At 42.6% G+C, this 18,678-nt stretch carries 31 protein-coding genes; 9 read left to right on the forward strand and 22 right to left on the reverse strand.

Translation table 11 applies throughout. The features are described 5' to 3' along the window. Positions 1 to 177: 177 nt before the first annotated feature. The 20 genes from HMPREF0494_RS02385 to HMPREF0494_RS02485 form a co-directional block, all read right to left on the reverse strand. Positions 178 to 963, reverse strand: a complete 786-nt coding sequence (locus tag HMPREF0494_RS02385; RefSeq protein ID WP_040458678.1) for an HNH endonuclease — start codon at positions 961 to 963, stop codon at positions 178 to 180. Positions 964 to 1,030: 67 nt separating this feature from the next. Then, positions 1,031 to 1,210 carry a hypothetical protein gene (locus HMPREF0494_RS02390; RefSeq protein WP_007123331.1) on the reverse strand — a complete coding sequence of 60 codons (180 nt, stop codon included), beginning with the start codon at positions 1,208 to 1,210 and terminating at the stop codon, positions 1,031 to 1,033. A 144-nt stretch (positions 1,211 to 1,354) separates the two neighbouring features. Beyond that, a complete protein-coding gene (locus HMPREF0494_RS11385) occupies positions 1,355 to 1,498 on the reverse strand; it encodes a hypothetical protein (RefSeq protein WP_169304277.1) in 144 nt (47 codons plus the stop codon). A gap of 198 nt (positions 1,499 to 1,696) precedes the next feature. Next, a complete protein-coding gene (locus HMPREF0494_RS02400) occupies positions 1,697 to 1,885 on the reverse strand; it encodes a hypothetical protein (RefSeq protein ID WP_007123333.1) in 189 nt (62 codons plus the stop codon). Between the two features lie 44 nt (positions 1,886 to 1,929). Then, the gene (locus tag HMPREF0494_RS02405; RefSeq protein WP_148466458.1) at positions 1,930 to 2,538 is read right to left on the reverse strand and encodes a DUF4145 domain-containing protein; all 609 of its coding nucleotides are present in this window, start codon (positions 2,536 to 2,538) and stop codon (positions 1,930 to 1,932) included. Positions 2,539 to 3,320: 782 nt separating this feature from the next. Further along, positions 3,321 to 3,866: an ArpU family phage packaging/lysis transcriptional regulator gene (locus HMPREF0494_RS02410; RefSeq protein ID WP_040458680.1), complete on the reverse strand. Its 546-nt coding sequence runs from the start codon at positions 3,864 to 3,866 to the stop codon at positions 3,321 to 3,323. A gap of 75 nt (positions 3,867 to 3,941) precedes the next feature. Continuing rightward, positions 3,942 to 4,304 carry a hypothetical protein gene (locus tag HMPREF0494_RS02415; protein WP_007123336.1) on the reverse strand — a complete coding sequence of 121 codons (363 nt, stop codon included), beginning with the start codon at positions 4,302 to 4,304 and terminating at the stop codon, positions 3,942 to 3,944. Positions 4,305 to 4,420: 116 nt separating this feature from the next. Beyond that, complete coding sequence (locus HMPREF0494_RS02420) at positions 4,421 to 4,681, reverse strand: hypothetical protein (protein ID WP_007123337.1); 261 nt, start codon at positions 4,679 to 4,681, stop codon at positions 4,421 to 4,423. Positions 4,682 to 4,690: 9 nt separating this feature from the next. Then, the gene (locus HMPREF0494_RS02425) at positions 4,691 to 5,473 is read right to left on the reverse strand and encodes a hypothetical protein (RefSeq protein ID WP_007123338.1); all 783 of its coding nucleotides are present in this window, start codon (positions 5,471 to 5,473) and stop codon (positions 4,691 to 4,693) included. Between the two features lie 2 nt (positions 5,474 to 5,475). Further along, the gene (locus HMPREF0494_RS02430) at positions 5,476 to 5,895 is read right to left on the reverse strand and encodes a hypothetical protein (protein WP_007123339.1); all 420 of its coding nucleotides are present in this window, start codon (positions 5,893 to 5,895) and stop codon (positions 5,476 to 5,478) included. 247 nt (positions 5,896 to 6,142) lie between these two features. Further along, positions 6,143 to 6,484 (reverse strand): HNH endonuclease signature motif containing protein, encoded by a 342-nt coding sequence (locus HMPREF0494_RS02435; protein WP_007123340.1) that lies wholly within the window; start codon positions 6,482 to 6,484, stop codon positions 6,143 to 6,145. 94 nt (positions 6,485 to 6,578) lie between these two features. Next, positions 6,579 to 6,836, reverse strand: coding sequence for a hypothetical protein (locus HMPREF0494_RS02440; protein WP_007123341.1), 258 nt, complete (start codon positions 6,834 to 6,836; stop codon positions 6,579 to 6,581). Positions 6,837 to 7,302: 466 nt separating this feature from the next. Then, positions 7,303 to 8,229 carry a site-specific integrase gene (locus HMPREF0494_RS02450; RefSeq protein WP_007123343.1) on the reverse strand — a complete coding sequence of 309 codons (927 nt, stop codon included), beginning with the start codon at positions 8,227 to 8,229 and terminating at the stop codon, positions 7,303 to 7,305. Beyond that, positions 8,219 to 8,893, reverse strand: a complete 675-nt coding sequence (locus tag HMPREF0494_RS02455) for an N-6 DNA methylase (protein WP_007123344.1) — start codon at positions 8,891 to 8,893, stop codon at positions 8,219 to 8,221. The genes HMPREF0494_RS02450 and HMPREF0494_RS02455 overlap by 11 nt, the downstream gene beginning before the upstream one ends. 18 nt (positions 8,894 to 8,911) lie before the next feature. Then, complete coding sequence (locus HMPREF0494_RS02460; protein ID WP_007123345.1) at positions 8,912 to 9,844, reverse strand: DnaD domain-containing protein; 933 nt, start codon at positions 9,842 to 9,844, stop codon at positions 8,912 to 8,914. Further along, complete coding sequence (locus tag HMPREF0494_RS02465; protein ID WP_007123346.1) at positions 9,825 to 10,517, reverse strand: putative HNHc nuclease; 693 nt, start codon at positions 10,515 to 10,517, stop codon at positions 9,825 to 9,827. Before HMPREF0494_RS02465 ends, HMPREF0494_RS02460 begins: the two co-directional genes overlap by 20 nt. A 267-nt stretch (positions 10,518 to 10,784) precedes the next feature. Beyond that, complete coding sequence (locus tag HMPREF0494_RS11390) at positions 10,785 to 10,952, reverse strand: hypothetical protein (protein WP_007123348.1); 168 nt, start codon at positions 10,950 to 10,952, stop codon at positions 10,785 to 10,787. Then, on the reverse strand, positions 10,945 to 11,160 hold the full coding sequence (locus HMPREF0494_RS02475) for a DUF6877 family protein (RefSeq protein ID WP_244858916.1): 216 nt from the start codon (positions 11,158 to 11,160) through the stop codon (positions 10,945 to 10,947). Before HMPREF0494_RS02475 ends, HMPREF0494_RS11390 begins: the two co-directional genes overlap by 8 nt. Positions 11,161 to 11,261: 101 nt before the next feature. Next, positions 11,262 to 11,570, reverse strand: coding sequence for a hypothetical protein (locus tag HMPREF0494_RS02480; protein ID WP_040458683.1), 309 nt, complete (start codon positions 11,568 to 11,570; stop codon positions 11,262 to 11,264). 13 nt (positions 11,571 to 11,583) lie between these two features. Beyond that, complete coding sequence (locus tag HMPREF0494_RS02485; protein ID WP_040458684.1) at positions 11,584 to 11,790, reverse strand: hypothetical protein; 207 nt, start codon at positions 11,788 to 11,790, stop codon at positions 11,584 to 11,586. Between the two features lie 56 nt (positions 11,791 to 11,846). Here HMPREF0494_RS02485 and HMPREF0494_RS02490 point away from each other — a divergent pair, with 56 nt between their 5' ends. From HMPREF0494_RS02490 to HMPREF0494_RS02525, 9 genes are all read left to right on the forward strand, one after another. Further along, positions 11,847 to 12,206 carry a hypothetical protein gene (locus tag HMPREF0494_RS02490; RefSeq protein WP_007123352.1) on the forward strand — a complete coding sequence of 120 codons (360 nt, stop codon included), beginning with the start codon at positions 11,847 to 11,849 and terminating at the stop codon, positions 12,204 to 12,206. A gap of 327 nt (positions 12,207 to 12,533) precedes the next feature. Beyond that, entirely contained in the window at positions 12,534 to 12,845 is a 312-nt protein-coding gene (locus tag HMPREF0494_RS02495) for a helix-turn-helix domain-containing protein (RefSeq protein WP_040458685.1), read from the forward strand. Between the two features lies 1 nt (position 12,846). Beyond that, a complete protein-coding gene (locus HMPREF0494_RS02500) occupies positions 12,847 to 13,248 on the forward strand; it encodes an ImmA/IrrE family metallo-endopeptidase (RefSeq protein WP_040458686.1) in 402 nt (133 codons plus the stop codon). A 20-nt stretch (positions 13,249 to 13,268) separates the two neighbouring features. Next, positions 13,269 to 13,895, forward strand: a complete 627-nt coding sequence (locus tag HMPREF0494_RS02505; RefSeq protein WP_007123355.1) for a hypothetical protein — start codon at positions 13,269 to 13,271, stop codon at positions 13,893 to 13,895. A 44-nt stretch (positions 13,896 to 13,939) separates the two neighbouring features. Beyond that, positions 13,940 to 14,131 (forward strand): hypothetical protein, encoded by a 192-nt coding sequence (locus HMPREF0494_RS02510; RefSeq protein ID WP_040458687.1) that lies wholly within the window; start codon positions 13,940 to 13,942, stop codon positions 14,129 to 14,131. Positions 14,132 to 14,140: 9 nt separating this feature from the next. Continuing rightward, positions 14,141 to 14,299, forward strand: a complete 159-nt coding sequence (locus tag HMPREF0494_RS10910; protein ID WP_007123357.1) for a hypothetical protein — start codon at positions 14,141 to 14,143, stop codon at positions 14,297 to 14,299. 166 nt (positions 14,300 to 14,465) lie between these two features. After that, on the forward strand, positions 14,466 to 15,038 hold the full coding sequence (locus tag HMPREF0494_RS11225; protein ID WP_007123359.1) for a hypothetical protein: 573 nt from the start codon (positions 14,466 to 14,468) through the stop codon (positions 15,036 to 15,038). Continuing rightward, on the forward strand, positions 14,986 to 15,429 hold the full coding sequence (locus HMPREF0494_RS02520) for a hypothetical protein (RefSeq protein WP_040458688.1): 444 nt from the start codon (positions 14,986 to 14,988) through the stop codon (positions 15,427 to 15,429). The genes HMPREF0494_RS11225 and HMPREF0494_RS02520 overlap by 53 nt, the downstream gene beginning before the upstream one ends. 74 nt (positions 15,430 to 15,503) lie before the next feature. Next, positions 15,504 to 16,634, forward strand: coding sequence for a tyrosine-type recombinase/integrase (locus HMPREF0494_RS02525; RefSeq protein ID WP_007123361.1), 1,131 nt, complete (start codon positions 15,504 to 15,506; stop codon positions 16,632 to 16,634). 124 nt (positions 16,635 to 16,758) lie between these two features. Here the strand turns inward: HMPREF0494_RS02525 and rplS are convergent, their stop codons facing one another. Further along, positions 16,759 to 17,121 carry a 50S ribosomal protein L19 gene (gene rplS, locus HMPREF0494_RS02530; RefSeq protein WP_007123362.1) on the reverse strand — a complete coding sequence of 121 codons (363 nt, stop codon included), beginning with the start codon at positions 17,119 to 17,121 and terminating at the stop codon, positions 16,759 to 16,761. A gap of 113 nt (positions 17,122 to 17,234) precedes the next feature. After that, on the reverse strand, positions 17,235 to 18,668 hold the full coding sequence (locus HMPREF0494_RS02535) for an APC family permease (RefSeq protein ID WP_007123363.1): 1,434 nt from the start codon (positions 18,666 to 18,668) through the stop codon (positions 17,235 to 17,237). Positions 18,669 to 18,678 lie beyond the last annotated feature (10 nt).

Consider the following 18,678-nt stretch of genomic DNA (forward strand, 5'->3'; position numbering starts at 1 on the left):
CCTCCGTGCTATGATGAATTTGCACACAAACATTACAGCGCCAAGCGTTCCACGCTTTGGTGCTTTTTTAGTATTCCGGCCCGATTTTCAAAAATTGTTGGAATTTGCCATGCAAAAAAGTCGATGCGCGTTCAAACGCTTGAAAAAATCTAACCCCCGTTAAAAAGAGAGGGGGGCTTACCGGTTTTTGACCACCCGGTACCCCGTAAAATCTGCAGTCTTAAAGGCATTCAAAATCTCTTGAAAGGAAATAGTTTGTTTCCGCTGCTTTAGTCGTTCCTCACAGATGTTCGGTTCAGTATCAATAAGAATGTGATTGATATGATGATAGTTGCCAAGCAATGTATCAATCCGCTTGTCCGGTAATGTCCTGATAATCCAAACATTATTGAATGTCTGTTCCGCCTTGAGCTTCCGTAACATCTGGTCAAGGAATAGCATGATATAGTCGTGCACATCGTAGTTACGCTGATAACTTGGCAAGCCAGACAGAGCTTGCATCAACTCATCGTAATCATATATCAAATCATGTTCTGTCATATGTCGCTTAACATATGTCGACTTACCACTAGCAGGCAAGCCGCATACTACATTGATGTCCATGTACCTTGTCATCCCCTTATGATGTTTCATCCACTCACGCTTAGTCTTGATACGGTGACAGGACCGGCAAAGGGACTGGAGGTTGTCAGCATTAAGTCTGTCTTCCCAATCCTCTTTACTGGGGATGATATGGTCCACCAGTGCGGCTTCCATTCCACACCGTTGGCATAAGCCATAATCACGGTCCAGCACCTCTTGCCGCTTATGCCGCCAGGGGGTTGAGTGATAGAACTTTAGATAAGCGTCTTCAGTGAGCTTGCGATGATAGTTGTACGCTTTATCATTGTCCTTACGAACAACCTTGTCATAAGCTACCAACGTTGGTTTGCCGTCTACAAAGGTTAATTTGGTTGGCTTCATCATCCCCACCCCCTCGTTTGAAATATGTATGGGTGCAAAATAAAAGACGGTAGCTAATGCTATCGCCTTAATTACTATTCAGCTTCTCATCAATCATCTTACGTAACTCTTTGAGGTCGTCATCACTGGCAATCTCACGAACAAATGTTTTAGCATGAGAACGATAAAGGTAAAGTTTTCGCTTTGCTTTATTTTTTTCGTCCCATTTCTTATTTGCTTTTATACGCGCTTCACTTAATTTAGCCATAAGCGAACCGCCCCATCAATTGCCCAAATAACGACACCAGTCAGGACACCGTACAACGCAAGCTTATAATATTTCTTTTCTTTTTTGCTCATGTTAAAATTAGATATGGCAAAGAGGCAAGAGCCTAAGCCCTCACCTTTTTGTTTACTTGTTATAAAGAAGATGTCTTACAATCATTTTTGCAATGTCAACAACACCACTTGCTGGCATTGCCCAAGCTCCAATTGCTACCCATTTAGCAACTTCAGCTTTATTGTTTGACTTCTTCTTTTTATTTTTCTTTGCCATATTTTTATCCCTCCCTTCACTTATTATAATACACCTATACACGTACATAATCAAGTAAATCAAGGAGAAAATTATTTATTTTTGTGTACTTTAAAAGCCGGCAAGCGTTGGCCTGTCGGCTTTTTCTTCTGCTTCAAATGTCGTTCAGCTCGGCATAGCATTAGATATTCCTGCTTACTTGCTACTAGGCCAAAGCACTTAGTTTGGAACATTAAGCATTTCCTCCGTAATGGGGATGTTAATCCGGTGCCCCGTTTTAGTAATGCCTTCAAAAGTAATCAGATGTTTTTTCAGCACCTCAAATCCATACATACCTACTACTATTTGGGCAAGGCTCCGCTTATATTTAATCGCGGCGTTCATGCCATTAATAAAACTTTGCACCATACATCCCCTCCAAAAAGAAAAGCCAGCGCTAGGCTGACTTGGTACTAGTTATTATTTTCATCAGAAGCAATTGAAGGATATTCATAATTGAGTTTTAAAATCATTTCACAGAATTTAATAATCCTTTGTGCTTCCTCTTTTGTATTAATTCTTATTTCATGATTTGCTTGGTTACCGAACTGTCTTATTTGGTCTACCCATTGTTCACTTCTTACTCCAGCATAATGGTGCTCATTCAAGTAGTCAACATATTCTATAAAACGAAGATTGTCTCTTGCCCCTAAGTCAGTTGCTATATGCATTAATAACTTTCTGCATAATAAAACAACACCCGTATATGACCCAGTTGAAAAAGAGCTCCGTGCTTCCTCATATACACTTTTTACTTCACCAGGTACATTATTCACCGATGCTCCATACCTGTTACCTGGAACTTGAACGTCCTTGTAAATAAATGTCGGCATATGGCAATGAGTACAAATATATACGCCATATCCGCTTTGTAGTGTTATATGGCCCGGTTCATCTAACAATAAAGGCATACCTTCATCACTAGAAACTTCATGGCCACAGTAGCCACAAACATAGCTTTTTTCCATGATGTTACCACTTTTCCATTTGTTGTAATCTTCATCATATAAGTCTTCTACCATAATCATTTCACCTCATACATATAATACAAAAGCCCGGCCATGATGACCAGGCAAATGAAGTGAAATGATTTAGACAGGCAGCGGTGGAAGTGAGGTGCAAAACTCGCCTCCTTAGAGTTGATTTGTAAAGTAGGCTGCCTGCCTAATGCTGATGGGCGGAATCGAACCGCCGGTAAACGAGAACTACTCGCAAACTTCCTGCGCCCGTGATTCCTTGGTTGTGAGCCAAGTAAACCACGTTCTGGACACCATCAGCGTAAACCTACCCAATGAGGATTCCCACTTGAGCAGGTATAATGTGCAGCTGCCAAGCCGATGAAGCAAGCTGCGAGCTTCTTTGTGCCGTAGCACCGGGCGCCCAGAAAAAAGTTGCTGTTAGAAAATTGGTACTGATTTAATCGGAGATTACATTTACTTCAGATGTCATTGAATTGCGGATAAGAAGAAAAAGAATCGAATTTCCTGGGCGAAAGGGTACGAGCTGGAGTCGAACCAGCCTTGTGCGTGAAGGAATGGAAGTTCACCTTCATGCCCGCTGTACGCGTGCCATACATCCGGCGGACGATACCCAGGAGCAAGGAGAGCTGTGGTGCAACCTTGCTCCAACGCTGATGGTAGTCGCTTCCACTACCTGCCGGATTTGAACCGGGTCAGCACGTGCATTTAATAGAGACCCTGAGGTGTGAGTACCGTACAGGCTCCAAACACGAGGACGTTTCATGGCACGTCCTAACCATATCGAATTTTTCGACAATACCAGTTTATAACAGGTGGTTTCCCGTTTATGTCCTGTTTTCTTCCCGATTTTGTCCTGATTTTGTCCCGTTTGTTTCCCGTTTTCTTCCCGATTTTGTCCCGTTTTTTCGAACCAGCATTTTGGGGATGAGTTTTCGGTCGACGTGCATTACCTTGGCTACACTATCAATGCATTCGGCAAACTCGTAGCAGGCTTGGTCATCAGCCGTCTGGTAGGTTGAATGGCCGTGCTTCTGATTGAGGGTGTCCTTGACTTCCCTGACCGTCAGCTGGTCGATATACCGGAGCTTCATAATATCCTGGCTAGGATACTTACCGGTATTACTGCATCCCCCAATTGCAGTATCAACCGCCCTTTTAGCATTAGCATACTGGGCATAGTCAATCATGGCATCTTCAGAAGAGTTGCTCTTACGGGAACCATGAATTCCGGTTACATCTACTTGGGGTGACTTTATTCCATCCAGCCATGCTCGCCGCCGGATTCGTTGGTAGCAATCTTCACGCTTGAAGAAGCTCCGGACATTTGCAATCGTTCTTGATTTATCAATTTGTGGAAAAAGTTCCCCCAACGTAAGCAACCCCTTATGATATAATAATTTTACGAATATTTGTTTGGGGCACTCCAGTTAGGGGTGCTTTTTTCATTAGCTAAATAAATCCTTTACTAGCGAAGCAATGGGCGCACAAGCATGAATAATATTAATAACTAAACTCATCAGCATAATTAAACTAATCATTCCACCTGTCACTGCTACCATTCCACTAACAGCCGAGCAATCTGTTCTCCATATTCTTTCATGACTTGACTGTTTTTCGCCCTTCTTAAAGAAATAAACTGATAACCATATGGTGCCAGCTAAACATGCAATAAGGAAAACACCGCATAGCACCGACAAAACCATTGCTGATAGTTGATATTGCTGAACCATTGTCTTAGCAATTGCTGGTAGTTCGTTTAATTGTCCATTTAATGTTTTAAGTAGTTGCTGCTCTGCCTCATGTTTCATTTACTTTTATCCTCTCTAATGTTTGTCATGCTTAATGTCCAGAACAACGGCTAAAACAAAACCGGCACAGAATGCGATGAGCAGGCCAATTCCAACTGCCGCTAATTCATCCCCTGTCATTTCATCACCTCTTTATACATACCATCCATTTCAGTAACCATGTTGCCCCACTCCTCTTGCTTAACAAATCGCCAATTATCCAATCCATCTTCATCGGGCGGCACAAGCCTGTATCCATTATTCTCACGGCGCTTAGTTTCCTCAGCAAGCCATTTCAAACAAGATCCTTTATCACAAAACACTAGGATATCTTGTTTATAAGGGAAGCCATCAAGCGCATTCTCATTAATCATCAGTACATAAACTTTGATGTTCATAACGCTCTCCTAGGCAATGACTGGGAACTTAATTTCACCGAATGCCTTTTGCTGTTCTTCATTCAGGAACGCCTTGATCCGCTGCTTGGCTTCAACTTTCCATTGGCTGTTATCAGCCTCAAATAGTGCTGAGGTCATCCCCTCGTACATCCGGAAGATAAATTTGCTTGCCGGCTGTTCAATTTCCTGGAACGTCCGGTAGGGGGTGAGGGTAACCGGATTAGGAACCTTCACGGTCGAAACCGAAGCAACTCCGGAATTAATTTGGACCGTTTGCGATACCCCGTCATCGGTCTGTTGCTGAACTTCATCACTGCGGAGGTTGCTAACCACCTGTAACAGGATGTCACGGTCATCAATGCCCTTTTCGGTCTGCTGCTCCTCATCATGAACGAATTGTGATTGCAACAAGATAACCATATCCTCCTGATCCAAGAAACGGCCGAAGGGGATGTCATCAATTACTGCATGGACATCCACATAAACTGACCGGCGCCCCTGGTTATTCACCATACCAATTACTCGCACCTTGGTCGGACTTACCACTTGGACCATCAGGAAATCCTTCTCAGCCTGGATTTTAATTCCTTCATTGTTAATCCAATCTAGTAACCCTGTCAGTTGGTTAAGAACCAGGGGCTCTCGGACCAGTGGATTAGTTAGCAGGTGAACATCGCCATCACCATCAACCACATATTCCTGCCCGTTCTGAGCAATAAAGTGCTTCTTGTCTTCTGCCTGACGAATCAGTTCAATAGCTGGTTGCAATTCTGAATTAATTTCTAAACCCATAATTAGTTCTCCTTCCGCTTTTGTAAGTCAACGACCTTCTCGGCCTTCTCAACATCATCGACCTTTTCTCCGGTATCAGTCTTGATCTCACCAGTTTCCGTGTCGATATACTCTTGGCCCCGGACACCTGACTTCAACTCATTCACATGTGGTTGGCCCTTACTGTCCATCCCCAGCAACATTGTCGAAGCAACGCCAACTTCTGGGGCCAGGGACGTTTTGACTTCAATTACGGTGTCCGCCGCGTCCCGCTTGTCATTCGGCGACACCGTAATTGTTAAGGTCACCTTGCGCTTCTTCTTGGCTTCGGTATTGGGGTTCAAGATGTTGCTAGCGACCTCCTTGAGGGCCCGGTTCAGCTTAACCTGGACGCCCCCCTCTGCGACTTCACTCAAATTAAAATTAATTGGTTCTTTAGCCATTGTAATGTCTCCCTATCATTTTTAATGCTGCCTCAAAACTGAAACTTCTTTTCTGATTAGCACCGAAATATGCCGGCCCCGCGGTACCATATATGTCACAACGCTTTGACCTGCTCATGCGGGCCACTTTTCGCCACCCGTGGGGATGACGATAAGTAAATGCGTGGGCAAACTTGCGTGAAATGCAGTAGTAATAGTCACGCGTAACCGCAGCCTGATGTTTTTGTCTTTGCTTGCTCATGAATAATCACCTCTTACTCCTCTCCCGAGCCTTCATCATTACCCTTGCTACTAGCATTCCGCTTTTCGATAATGCCGTATCATCAAAATGTAAGCCCATATGGTTGATATACATTGCTTCTGCACGGGTCACTGCAGCTAGATTATTGATATTCACGTTGCACTTATTTCCATCCAGGAAAATGATTATCATCCCCTTGGGTAATTTTTTGTGATAGTAATTTTGCCAAATATACTTTTGATATGGTATCCATCGGTTTGCCCTAGGGCCTTCATCACTAACTTTGATGTAAAAATAACCATCGGTATTTTCTCGAATGGTTCCAATTGGTTTATATGTTTGTGGCATATGGCCCTTTGTGAACCGAGTTTTATGACTATTGCCTCCAGAATCCCAATGTATTCCCTTATTCCAGGGGCGATGACCCTTAAGAAACTGACCATTAGTCTTTCGTGTTGTCATGCTCATCTAACCCAATCATGTGTGGTAGAACCATGTTATTGTCAACGCGTTGGTCATAAATCGCCGCAGCCTTGATAACCGTATTAGCATTCTGGATAATTGTATTTCCTACTGCCGACATTGCTTTAGCTCTCTCAATTTCGTGATTGAGTTCTTCTGGTTTAATGTCATCCTTGTCTAACCGTGACAGCTCATTAAAGAGCAGATCATTTAAGTCTTCTAGTTTATTGCTTGCCATTACTTATATACATTCCTTCCGCATTTTGGGCATTGTTGTCGAATGCTTTTGTTTATTATTCTGCTATAACTTGCTGGCATCTTATGTCCACACTTACATTTAATAATTACCTGTTTCCTTTGTTTGGCTTTATCGTTTGACAAATAGTCAATTACCATTTCACAACTCAAGATACGCTTCAAAGTTTTTCGAGGACTCATTGGGATTTCCTTATGCCGTTGGCAGTATTCACATTTCTTGTTGAATTTACCCTTTAGTATTGAATCAACGAACCGATATGTTATATGACCACAATTCTTACATTTAAGTTGGACCCGATCATTGGTCGTTTTAGGGGCTTTAACTAAATCAAATTTATCCGCATACTTCCCCTGAAAAACTTTTATAAATTTTCCTCTAAACTGTTTTGTAGCTTCCTCTCTACTAAGAAGGGGATGCAATTTGAGAATATTACCTTGGTAAAACATTACAGTTGCGCCAGCCCCTTCATGATAATTTTGTTATCTTCGCGCCTCTGCTGTTCCAGCAAATGAATATACGTCTCCTGCGTGGTAATTGTATCCGCGTGGCCTAATCGACTTGCAACACTTTGAATTGACACTCGATTTGCTATTAGAAAACTAGCATGAGTATGTCTCAACCCGTGTACTGTGATAGGTAATCCCGACAAATGCAAATACTTACTCTGAATTTTTTTAAGAACATCATTAACCGTTGAGTTATACCGGATTCCTGCCCCTCGAAAAATTGGTTCGTCATTTTTGATGCCCTCCGCATTTCTCTTAAAACACCTCAAAGTATAATCATCAACTTCAATCGTCCTAACGGATGATGCGTTTTTAGTAGGTTGAAAACCACTATCAGCTTTATAGTCCCAAGTCTTATTGATAGAAATAGTATGCTTATCAAAGTCGATATCATTCATCGTAACGCCTAGGCCTTCAGCAAACCTCAAACCCGTTCTAAGAAGCACATCAATAAAGTTAGTATATGTTCCATCATCTTTCCGGCAAAACTCATCCAACTTTTTCATCTCTGAAACTTCTAAATATTTTCTTCGCTTGGTCACTACTGGCTTAGTTGTAACTACCTTAATTCGGTATGTTGGATCCCTATCAAACAGCCCCTCATAATTCAAGTCTCTAAATGGCTGGTTAAGGGTATGCACAAGCCATGCTACGGTATCTTTTCCATGGTCTTTGCCAAATTTGTTTATGAGCATTTGGTAGCGACGCCTGGTAATATCCCCAATTTTAATGTTTGGCCATTCATTCTTCACAACTTCATTAGCAAGGTAATACTTTTCCAAAGTGACTGTCCGTACTTCATTCAGCTTATAAGTAGCAATCCAATTATCAAAATAATCTGAGAATAATGTCTCCTTAGTTACCAAAACTATCAACCCATTCTGAAATGTTAAACTCTTTTCGAATTACATCTTCATGCGGGCACTTAATAACTTCACTAAATTTCATAAAGTCAGAGGTATTATTACGTATAAAATAAACATCCTTCGCCTCTCTAGTGAGAGAATCACATTGAATAGCAACACCATTCATTCCTCGAATTGCCATATTGAATATCAGAAATGGAATAGCCCTGTCCGAAAGCTCTTCCACTTGATACCAATATGCCCTTGGATCGTACGTAAAGACTGATAAGAATCGCAACGCCGTTTTATTGCTCAAGGGATTGCCAATTCTGTCATGTGTACGATCATCCAGCCATCGTTTGATTAAGATTCCTCCGGTACCTGCCGCAACCTCATAGTAAGTATTAGGTGCCTGCTCACTGTCAACTAAATTATTAAGAACCTGGGCAATACTGTTAGGCGTAAAGTCCTGCTTCTTAGATTTTCGTTCTGCTTGCTCATCTTCAAAGTACTCATGGAACCAGTCGAAGTCCAGATTCGCAGACACCCGTAAAAACTTCTTGAAGAGTTCAGGGCGCTCATCATTATTAAGCATTGCCTCCATCATTCGCTTAGGAGCCTTGAATGAGTCATCAATGCCCAATAAATTATTTACTGTCTTGACATCAAACTGCACATTATTCATCACACATCATCTCCTTTCTTAACTAGTCCTATTCCGGTTTGCCAGCATTGCTCTAACTTCTGCGGCTCTCTCTGGTGAAGCTGGCCTTGTACGCTCTTCCTCCGTCATCTTGGTCCACGATGGCATAGCTTCTTCGTAGTGAGTCTTACCAGGACGCTTAGAATAGCCACTACTGTGCTGTTGCTTGCTATGTTCAGCTTCTTCAACTGACTTGATACCGTCCTTCTGCAATCGGTTCAAGATAGCTGCCAAGTAGTTCCAGCTACAACGTGGTCCGTCAAAGGTCTCACGAATGGCCCAACATACGAGGGGCTTACCGAGAGCGTTAATGGCATTCAAGAACAGATGTTTATGTTCCCCGTCGTTGACATTGATGCGACACTGACGGGCCAGCTCAAACGGGTCTTCGACTTGCTGACCATCCGTGGCATCCTCGCTGGTGCTCTCTGCTGTATTCTCCTGGTAATCTCTTGTAGTAGTCTCTGGTAGTCTATTGGTATAGGTTGCCCCATTTTGAGACATAGGATTGCTCTGTTTTGATGCACTCGTTGCATCATTTTGAGACACCCCATTGTCCTGTTTTGATGCACTCGTTGTATCGTTTTGATACAATCGTTGTTCGAATTTCTGCAATGCGTCATAGTCGATTCGGTACCACTTAGTCTTATCAAACTTGGCCTTGTTGAAATTACCAGTAATGATGAGGCCCCGCTTCTCAAGGTCATCGAAGTACCTGGTTAGGCGGGCCCGGGTTTTAATCCATGGAAACTGCTTCAACCAATCGGTCATTGAGTTGTAGACCCAGTTGTGTCCATCTTCTTGAACATTGTTAGTCCGCTTCAGCCAATAGTGAATTTGTTGAAAGACAATTGCTTCGTCCGCACTGCCTAGCAGCATCGCCAAGCTCGGCTGGCACTGGAGAGGCCGTTCATCAATTAGTAGTTTGCTCATAGTCCCCTCGTACTCCTATCTTCTTCAAATCGTCAGCATTAAGGCGGATCCCCAGCCTGGTTATCAGATACTTCTTGGCAAAAGCTACGGACCCGATTTTGTGATACTCAGTATGGTGGTCCCGGCACAGGGCCATCAGGCGGTGCTTGGTGTGGTCAATATGGTTACGGTCACGCCCCATCCCGACAGCGTCCACGTGATGAGTGTCCGCATGGCGGCCACAAATTAGACAGTGTTTCGACATCAGACACTTGTACTGAAAAGCGGCCTCGTTTCGTGGTAGCAGCTCGTAGCCCTCATTTACCGGCACGCCGTTAAAAAAGATAAAATCAATCACATTATTGATGAGCTTAGTAGCTTCGGTCATCGTGGTGTTGCTATCATCGGATAAACTGATTTCACGACCGTCATTCTCTTCCTGAAACTCATCATAAAAATACTTTTTCATCACGGGTTTAGAATTACCTGACCAGTCAACAATGTCGTCCAGCAACGCAAAGAACAGGTTGCGCTGGTCAGTGCTGGCTAATCGGTTGTCGACAAACTCAAAACGGATCCGGGCACCGTCAAGCTGCCCGTCATTCAGGCGACGAATCCGCCGCTCGTTCGGCTGATTATCTGGTGCAACCACGATATACCCTTCCCTTAAAAAGGCTGTTCCTTCTTCTTGCATCTACCTCAGCTCCTTCCGTAATGAGGGTCATCTTCAAACACCGACCGGGCCAATTGCTTTGCGGCCGCGTGCAAACACGCAGATTGATTAACTAACTTCAACACTGCTTCTTCACGTTCCTTAAGTGTCACTGCATACTTGAAGTTGCCAAGACAAATCTGGCATTCTTCAAGGTGAAGTTGGCATAATATTTTGTAGGTGTGCTTATCGTGCTCGTTCATGATATAATTACCTCGAATGATTATTTCCAATAAGTTTCATTTGGCGTTAGTGCTGGCGGGTACTAACGTCTTTTTTGCTGCCATAACTCCAGACGGTGATTAAGTAGACCAGCAGAATAGTGATGGTCCCGTCCATCTGGCCCAGGGTATAGCAGTAAAAGGCCCATACCCCTGCAATGAAAGCCGTCAATCGACTATTAGCAATCTTACTCATAGTGGTGTACCTCCTCTCGTTGCTGAATAGATACCCGGTTAACTAGTCCGTACTTAACCAGATTCTCCAAGTAGTGGGCTTGCTGCCAAACGTAAGCGTCATTTGGCCCGCCCCCAGCCATGAACCAATCTCCCAGCCGGATCTTTATTACGTTCACCTGCGCAAGCGAATACTCATTTTCCTCGAGTAGCTGTTGAATTCTTTCCATTCCTGTCATTGAAACTTCCTCCTTAAAAATCCTTGATGATACATACCAACGCAATTAGTGCCAGTACAATTGCTGGCAGTGCGAATAAAAACGTAAACAAGCTAAGCCTCCTCAAGATATTTCGAATGGGGATCCTGCTTCTTCTCATACATTGCCTGAGAATAGTAGGCATTGAATTTCTGATACTCGCGAAGATCCACACGGCCACCATACAAGAACACCTTCCGCCACTCTGGATAATGCTCCTGGGCCCAATCGCGGCGGCGATAAAACGTCGCTTTACCCATGGGCTGTTCGACTTCCTCACCAGTAGTCTTATCAACTCGAACCATCTTCCAAATCTTGCAGAATTCAACGCGGTTAAATTGATAAAGATAAGGTGAATCAATATTTCCAACGTTTGAACTCATTGCTTACACCTCCTTACATCCCCAGCACTCGGTAAATCTTCTTACGAATCTCAACCGACTTGGGGTTAGTCCATCCCTTGATGGCCCGGTTCACTGATTGCGGGTTTTCCTTAATCAGATCAGACAATTCAACCTGCGACATACTGCGCTCAATTAGCCGCAACTTAATCTTCTTCTCAACAGTCGCTGCCGACTGTTCAAGGGTTTGTTCAACTGGCATTGCCATTCCTCCTTTCTGATATACTTAAACCAAGTTCAATACAAAGGTGATTAAAAATGGAAACAGTCAAAAAAGAACGAAAGCTCCTTAAAGACTTAATTAATCTTTCCAAAAAGTACGACCATAACATTATTCCAATTAACTCACTACCTGTTGATGTAAATAATTACTATCTAAAACAACTAATCAGTAAAAATTTGATTAAGGTAACTAATTCAACAGGAATTAACCCAACAACTCACCAACCTATTAATAGCAGTCCGGTAGATATGATCGTAACGGATCAAGGACAACATTACTTTGAAAATCTATGGGAAGACATTAAAGCTTTTCTGCTTAAGAGCGTCCTAGTACCGATTATCGTCTCTATAATCACAACCATCCTAGTTTTATTAATAAAAGGGTTGTTCCGATAGAAGCTAAGCAACTAACAACAAGAGGCACTACATATTCCCAGAACGTTTCTGAATTCCAGAAGCGTTTTTTTCTTTGCCTCATCTTCTTCCCCTCCTCTGATATTTCTTGCACAAGTTATTGACTATTTTTAGTAAATATACTAATATCAACTTAAATTAAAAGTTTCGGAAACCTTTTCTATTCAAAGACTTATCAAGCTTCCAAAACTTGTCAGAAAACTATATCAACAACTTGACGACTATATTATTACGTGAATATACTAATTAGTCAATAGTTTTCTGTGTAAATTTACTAATTCGACTGTGAGTAGAAAGAAGATTATTGATATGAACGTATTCGAACGTACTAAATCTCTAGCTAGAAAAAAGGGGCTTTCTTTGGCAGCTCTGAATGATAAAGCAGGCTTAGGAAAAAACACAATCTACACTTGGAAAAGGGTTAAGCCTGGAACCGAAGCTCTGGACAAAGTTGCAAAGGTCCTGAACGTTTCAACCGATTATCTACTCGGTAATAACGAGAGTGATAAGCAAAGAACTGCTGACTTAGATGATGATGATGTCATTTTCACCTACCAAGGAAAACCACTATCTGAGGAGGATAAGGCCCTTATTAAAAGACTAATGAATGGGAAGGATTAGTATGGATAAATTAATTTCATATCTAATTAATTACGGATTCGATCATGGTATTTCATCTACACTAACTTATGAGCTGCCACCTGATTTTCCATCAAGTGCAAGTAGTAAATACAAAAAAGCCTTAATTAATATGAATTGGCACAATAAATGGGAAGTACCATTTTCGTTTGCTCACGAGCTAGGACACATCATCAATGGGGATGACGGTATTAATTACTACCACTCTTTTACTGTTCATTCTAAAACTGAGTTTGAAGCAAATAAAACAGCAATTGATATTATTCTTGCTTACTGTCGAGATAATGACATCCCCACCGATAACTCAAATACGTTATGTGAGCAGTTCGGAATTCCATTCAAACTTGAATACATTGTTGCGCTGAAACTGAAAAATATTATGTAAATTCACAAGGATTATTAGGTATGTCAATTAAAGTAAACTCGGCTAACTATCAGGGCAACGTTGACAGATTGATACCTTATTTGGAAGGCTATGAAACGTTCGCCGGCATGAATAATAGTAAAATACTAAATTTTCACTTTAACGAAAAAATATACCAATTTGATACTCATGTTTTAGAGAACGAATTTGTTTGTACCTTGCAATACCGCGATGATTGCTATCAAGTTTTCTTACAGAGAATTATCCCTGGTTACACGATAACTGGCGAGCATCCTGAACAACATCCAACAACGCTTTCAGATCCTATCCTTGTTGGTGTTACTAATTCGCGTTCTAATTCTCTAATCAAAAAATACCTTGAAGAGAATTATACCTGCATTCCCCTGCTCTATGGAGGCAGGTATAAAAAAGTTATCGTTGGCAAAGACGGGGACGATCACGTTGAGTCTTTCAGAGAACCATTCCGACTAGCTCTCGAATTTAAGAAACCTCGTAATGAGCCTGCTCTGGAGCCGCAGCAACAAACTACACCTCCTATTCAAACTGACAAGAATAGTACCGGGTGCATGGGATGTCTGATAATAGTTCTTATTGCGATCATTGCAGTACCGTTATTGATTTTTCTTAATATGATATTTAACTATTGAAGCTTATAAGTAACTGCTTATTTCGACAGTCTGGAGGTGCTTTTTTGAATTCTAATCAGAATCAGGATAACCGCAATAAAATACTTGAGCAGGATAAACTATATCAATTTAGCCAAAAAGCAGAGAAAGTCGGTAATGCGATGAAAAGCACGGGTGATGATATAGCAGGGTGTGGTTGTCTTATTACTTTATTCGTTACTATTCCAGTAATTCTCCTATTAATTTTCGTTCTATGAGAGGTTAATATGAATAGCTTAGATGACGCAGCACTAGATAAAGCATTTGATAATATCTCATTCGATCACCCAGTGACCGAGCATGACCGCCGAGTAATGAAGCAGCTCTGGAAAGAATACATTAAAACTAAAAAAGCATCCCCTACTTATGTAGAGAATGCGGAATAGAATACTTTGATGATTGCTGATGGTGCTTAGGATTAGGACTATTAATTGCTTCTTCCAACATATACCGTAAATCATCATCACCATACTTAGTTAATGCTTCTACTTTAGCGTCTTCGAATGATATGTCGGTGCTAGCTTGCTTCAATGTTATGTATAAATTAATGGCTTGCCAGTAACTAAGTTTTTTCAGAAAGGAGCTGACACTATTAGACTTGCTCATATTATTTTCCCTCCAGGAACATTAAAAATATGCGGTATTCCTTGTACTGTCTTAGGCACCCTCAGTGCCCTAGCCTCTTTTACGAACATACTAAATGGATTCAAATCAGTAGTTTTAATATTTTTTGCTGTTTCAATTCCACTTTCATATATTATAAGCCTATTAATCAATATAGCTAGGTTAACTAACCGAAATCAAACCATTAACAAGAAAAACAAAAAGCTAAAGAAGAAGCTAAAGCAAAAATCAAAAGAAATTACACAATTAAAGGAAAATAGAACCGGATTAAAGAACCAGCTAAATATATATCAAAATGAAATCCACACTCAAGAAAATATTATCCAAAAACTAAATTTTGAAAATCAGCATTATCAAATTTTTAAATACCTAATTCTAGCATTTGTTCCTGATAATAAACTTCCAATGCTAGAACAACGTATGAATATTTTAGAAGGTCGTGAACTAAATGAAAAAAATGAAAGTAGCAAAGATAATCAGCACCAAACAAATAGTTGTTAATGCAGGAAAAAGTGATGGTTTAGCAGAGGGAGACGAGCTAGAAATTATTGGTGAAATCGGTGATCCTGTTAAAGATCCAGATACAGGAAAAGTAATTGGAACACTAGATAACCTCAAAGGAAGGGTCATTGTTACAACAGTTTATCAAAATATGTCCATTGCTGATGCACCCAAAAAAGAAGTTCTTAATGATCCGTACAGTAGGATATTAAGGCAGTCCCACTTATTCTCAAAGCAAATCGATCCAATGAAACAATGGAAGGGTACCGTTCAAGAAGACCTTGATGTCGATCCAGATGAAATTACAGGTGGCTTGCCTGAAAGTAAGAATGAATATGAAGACATGATTCATGTTGGCGATACCGTTATCTTAGTTTCTGATGCAAATTAATTTAAACCGGTCGATTTCGACCGGTTTAAAAAGCAATCACAAAGAACATACATTCGCAAGAAAGGAGAATACTCATGTACATCCAAAAATCTGGGAATAAATTTCGGCTAGTGGAACGCTATAAAGACCCTTTGACGGGTAAATTAAAACGAATCACAATTGGAATTCCTGATAAACGTAAAAGCACAGTGAAAGAAGCGAGGATCAGATTAAACCGTTTGATTGAACAGAAACTTAGTGAAGTTCAACAGGGCAATATTATTCATGGTATTACCTTGGGTCAGGTTCTGGATGAGTACGAAAAAGAATCCTCCTCACGAATTCGGCGTTCTACTTACTATAACCATCTAACAATGGCTAAAAACATGCGTGCCACTATTGGTGATGATGCTCTTATAGAAAAAATTACGCCTAAGGTTATTACCAAATTCATTGAATCTCTTATGTATGGTGACAAAAATATTTCAAGCGGCTATGCTTCTAAGTACAAATATTTTTGCCACACAATCATGGAATATGCTCTAAAGCAAAATTATGTAAAAAATAACCCCGTCGACAAGGTTGAAATTGACTACAAGACACCTGTCAGCGGAGTTAAAATCCAAAATAAATTTCTGGAGCAATCTGAACTCGAAACATTGCTCAAATATGCTTACGCTCATAATACCACATACGCTCAGTTGTGCGAATGGCTATATTTGACTGGGTCCCGCATTGGCGAAGCTACCTCGTTGAATTTTGATGATGTCCATCAAAATGGGAACCACTGGGTTGTAGATATTACTGGTACCTTAGACTATGACCATGTAAAAATTACTGATCAAAAAAAGGCTGCAAACCCGAAAACCGCCTCTTCAGTCCGATCCGTAATTCTTCCAGAGAAAGCTCTTAAAATCTACCAGGACCGCATCGCAGAAACCGGTGGTAACGGTTTTATCTTCTGCACCTCCAATGGCACCCCCGTTCAATCCTCCGCGCTTAATTCATTCCTCAGGGCCGCTAAGAAGAAACTTAAAATAGACAAACCTCTGAGCAGTCACATTTTTCGTCATACCCACATTTCAAAGTTAGCAGAATTAGGTGTCCCCATCTATATTATTCAACAACGAGTTGGTCATGCGGATAGCAAAGTTACGCGGCAGATATATTTACACGTTACCGAGAAGGCTGTCGAACAGGAAGCAAGCAAACTTGATAAACTGTAATTTTGACAATAATCTGACAATAAAATCTATTGTCAGATTTTTTAATGTCATTTTTCGTTCAGAATAATTAATTTAAAAGTAAAAGAGAACCCTTGATACACAAGGGTTCTCTTCATTAGGATTACTATTCAGCATCGCGACGACGTTCAGCAATCCGCGTAGCCTTACCAGTACGTGCCCGGAGGTAGTACAGCTTAGCACGACGAACACGACCGTGACGAAGCACATCAATCTTTGCAACCCGTGGTGAGTGAAGCGGGAAAGTCCGTTCCACACCAACACCGTTACTGATCTTCCGTACAGTGTAGGTAGCGCTGATTCCAGCACCGTGGCGCTTGATTACGACCCCTTCAAACATCTGGATACGTTCGCGGGAACCTTCCACGATCCGTGCGTGAACCCGCACAGTATCACCGGCACGGAAGTCCGGAATATCATCACGCAGTTGACTAGCAGTAATCTTTTCGATTAACTTATTTTGACGCATACAATTTCTTTCCTTTCGCCGACATTCATGTCCTCAATGGGCAGCGGAATACCGTTATTCACGGCTAAACAGCCACTAACTACTATACATAATTTTCCGTTAACTTGCAAGGCCTATTTCTGGTGCTCCTGGTTAATGATCGAATGGCGAATCCCGTAAGCAAAGTAAATCAGCAGGCCAATCACGAACCAGCCAACCATCAAAATCTTTGCGTCCCGGTTCAAGCCCCAAAAGATCACAGCAGAAAACAGCGCCGAAATCGTTGGCAACACCGGGTACCAGGGCATCTTAAACTGGGCATCCGGCAGATCCTGCCCCTCCCGTGGCCGCAGAGCATAGATCCCCAGGGAGACGAAGATAAAGGCCACCAGGGTCCCAGCCGAAACCAAGGTTGCCAGGAAGGTAAACGGAAAGACCGACCCTAAAATCATTGCCAACACGGTAATCAGCCACAGTGCATGACTAGGAACGTGACGGCCATTGACAACCCCCAATTGCTTGGGGAGGAGGCCATCCCGGCCGAAGGCGTAAATTAGCCGGGAGGACGCCAGCAGGATCGCAATCAGCGCGGAAAAGATCCCGATAATCGCCACCACTGACAACAAGTTGGCCGTCAGGTAGTGTCCCGACTGACGGAGTGCCCAGGCGGCCGGCTCGGCATTGTTAGCGTAGCGGGAGTACTTAAACATCCCCACCAGCACCAGGGACACGGCGATAAAGAAGCCGGTCCCGAGCACCAGGGTCCCGATTAGTCCCCTGGGCATCGTCTTTTGCGGATTCTTCGTTTCCGCGGTGTTGGCCGCGATTGCGTCAAAGCCCACGTAGGCGATAAAGATTTGGGCCGTTCCCGCAAGGATCCCCTGCCAGCCCCCAAAGCTCGTTCCCGGCCGGTGTGCCGGAATAAAGGGAACGTAATTGTGGGCCTGGATAGCGGTCGCCCCCACCACAATAAACATAATGATCACCAGCAGTTTAATCGCCACAATGATGTTTTCAATCCGACTCACCTGGTGAACCCCGCGGGAAATTAAAATTCCGACCGCCAGAATGGCGACCGCCGCTAGGACATCGACGTAGGAGCCCTGGGCGGGGTTAAAGCCCCCAGTCAGCGCCGCCGGCAACTTAATGCCCAGGCTGGCTAAGAAGCCCTGCATATAGGCCGACCAGCCAGAGGCGACGAAGGCCACCGAGATGAAGTATTCCGCCAGCAACGCCCAGCCGGCAATCCAGCCGAAAAATTCGCCAAACAGGACGTTAATCCAGGAAAAGGCGGACCCGGCAAAGGGCAGGACCGAGGACATTTCGGCATACGCCAGGGCGGACAGCCCCGCCCCAATTGCCGCCACGATAAAGGCCAGGGGCACGGCGGGTCCGGTATGCTCAGCCGCCACGATTCCCGGCAGGGTAAAGATCGCAGTACCAACAACCATCCCGGTACCCAGGCCGATGAGGTCAATCGTTCGCAAGCTCGGGGTCAACTTGGCATCTTTTTGCTGGTACACCGCCGGATCCTGCTTCCAGAGCAACCGTTCAAACAACTTTTTCATTGCCCCGCCT

The organism is Limosilactobacillus antri DSM 16041 (genome assembly GCF_000160835.1).
GTDB classification, from domain to species: domain Bacteria; phylum Bacillota; class Bacilli; order Lactobacillales; family Lactobacillaceae; genus Limosilactobacillus; species Limosilactobacillus antri.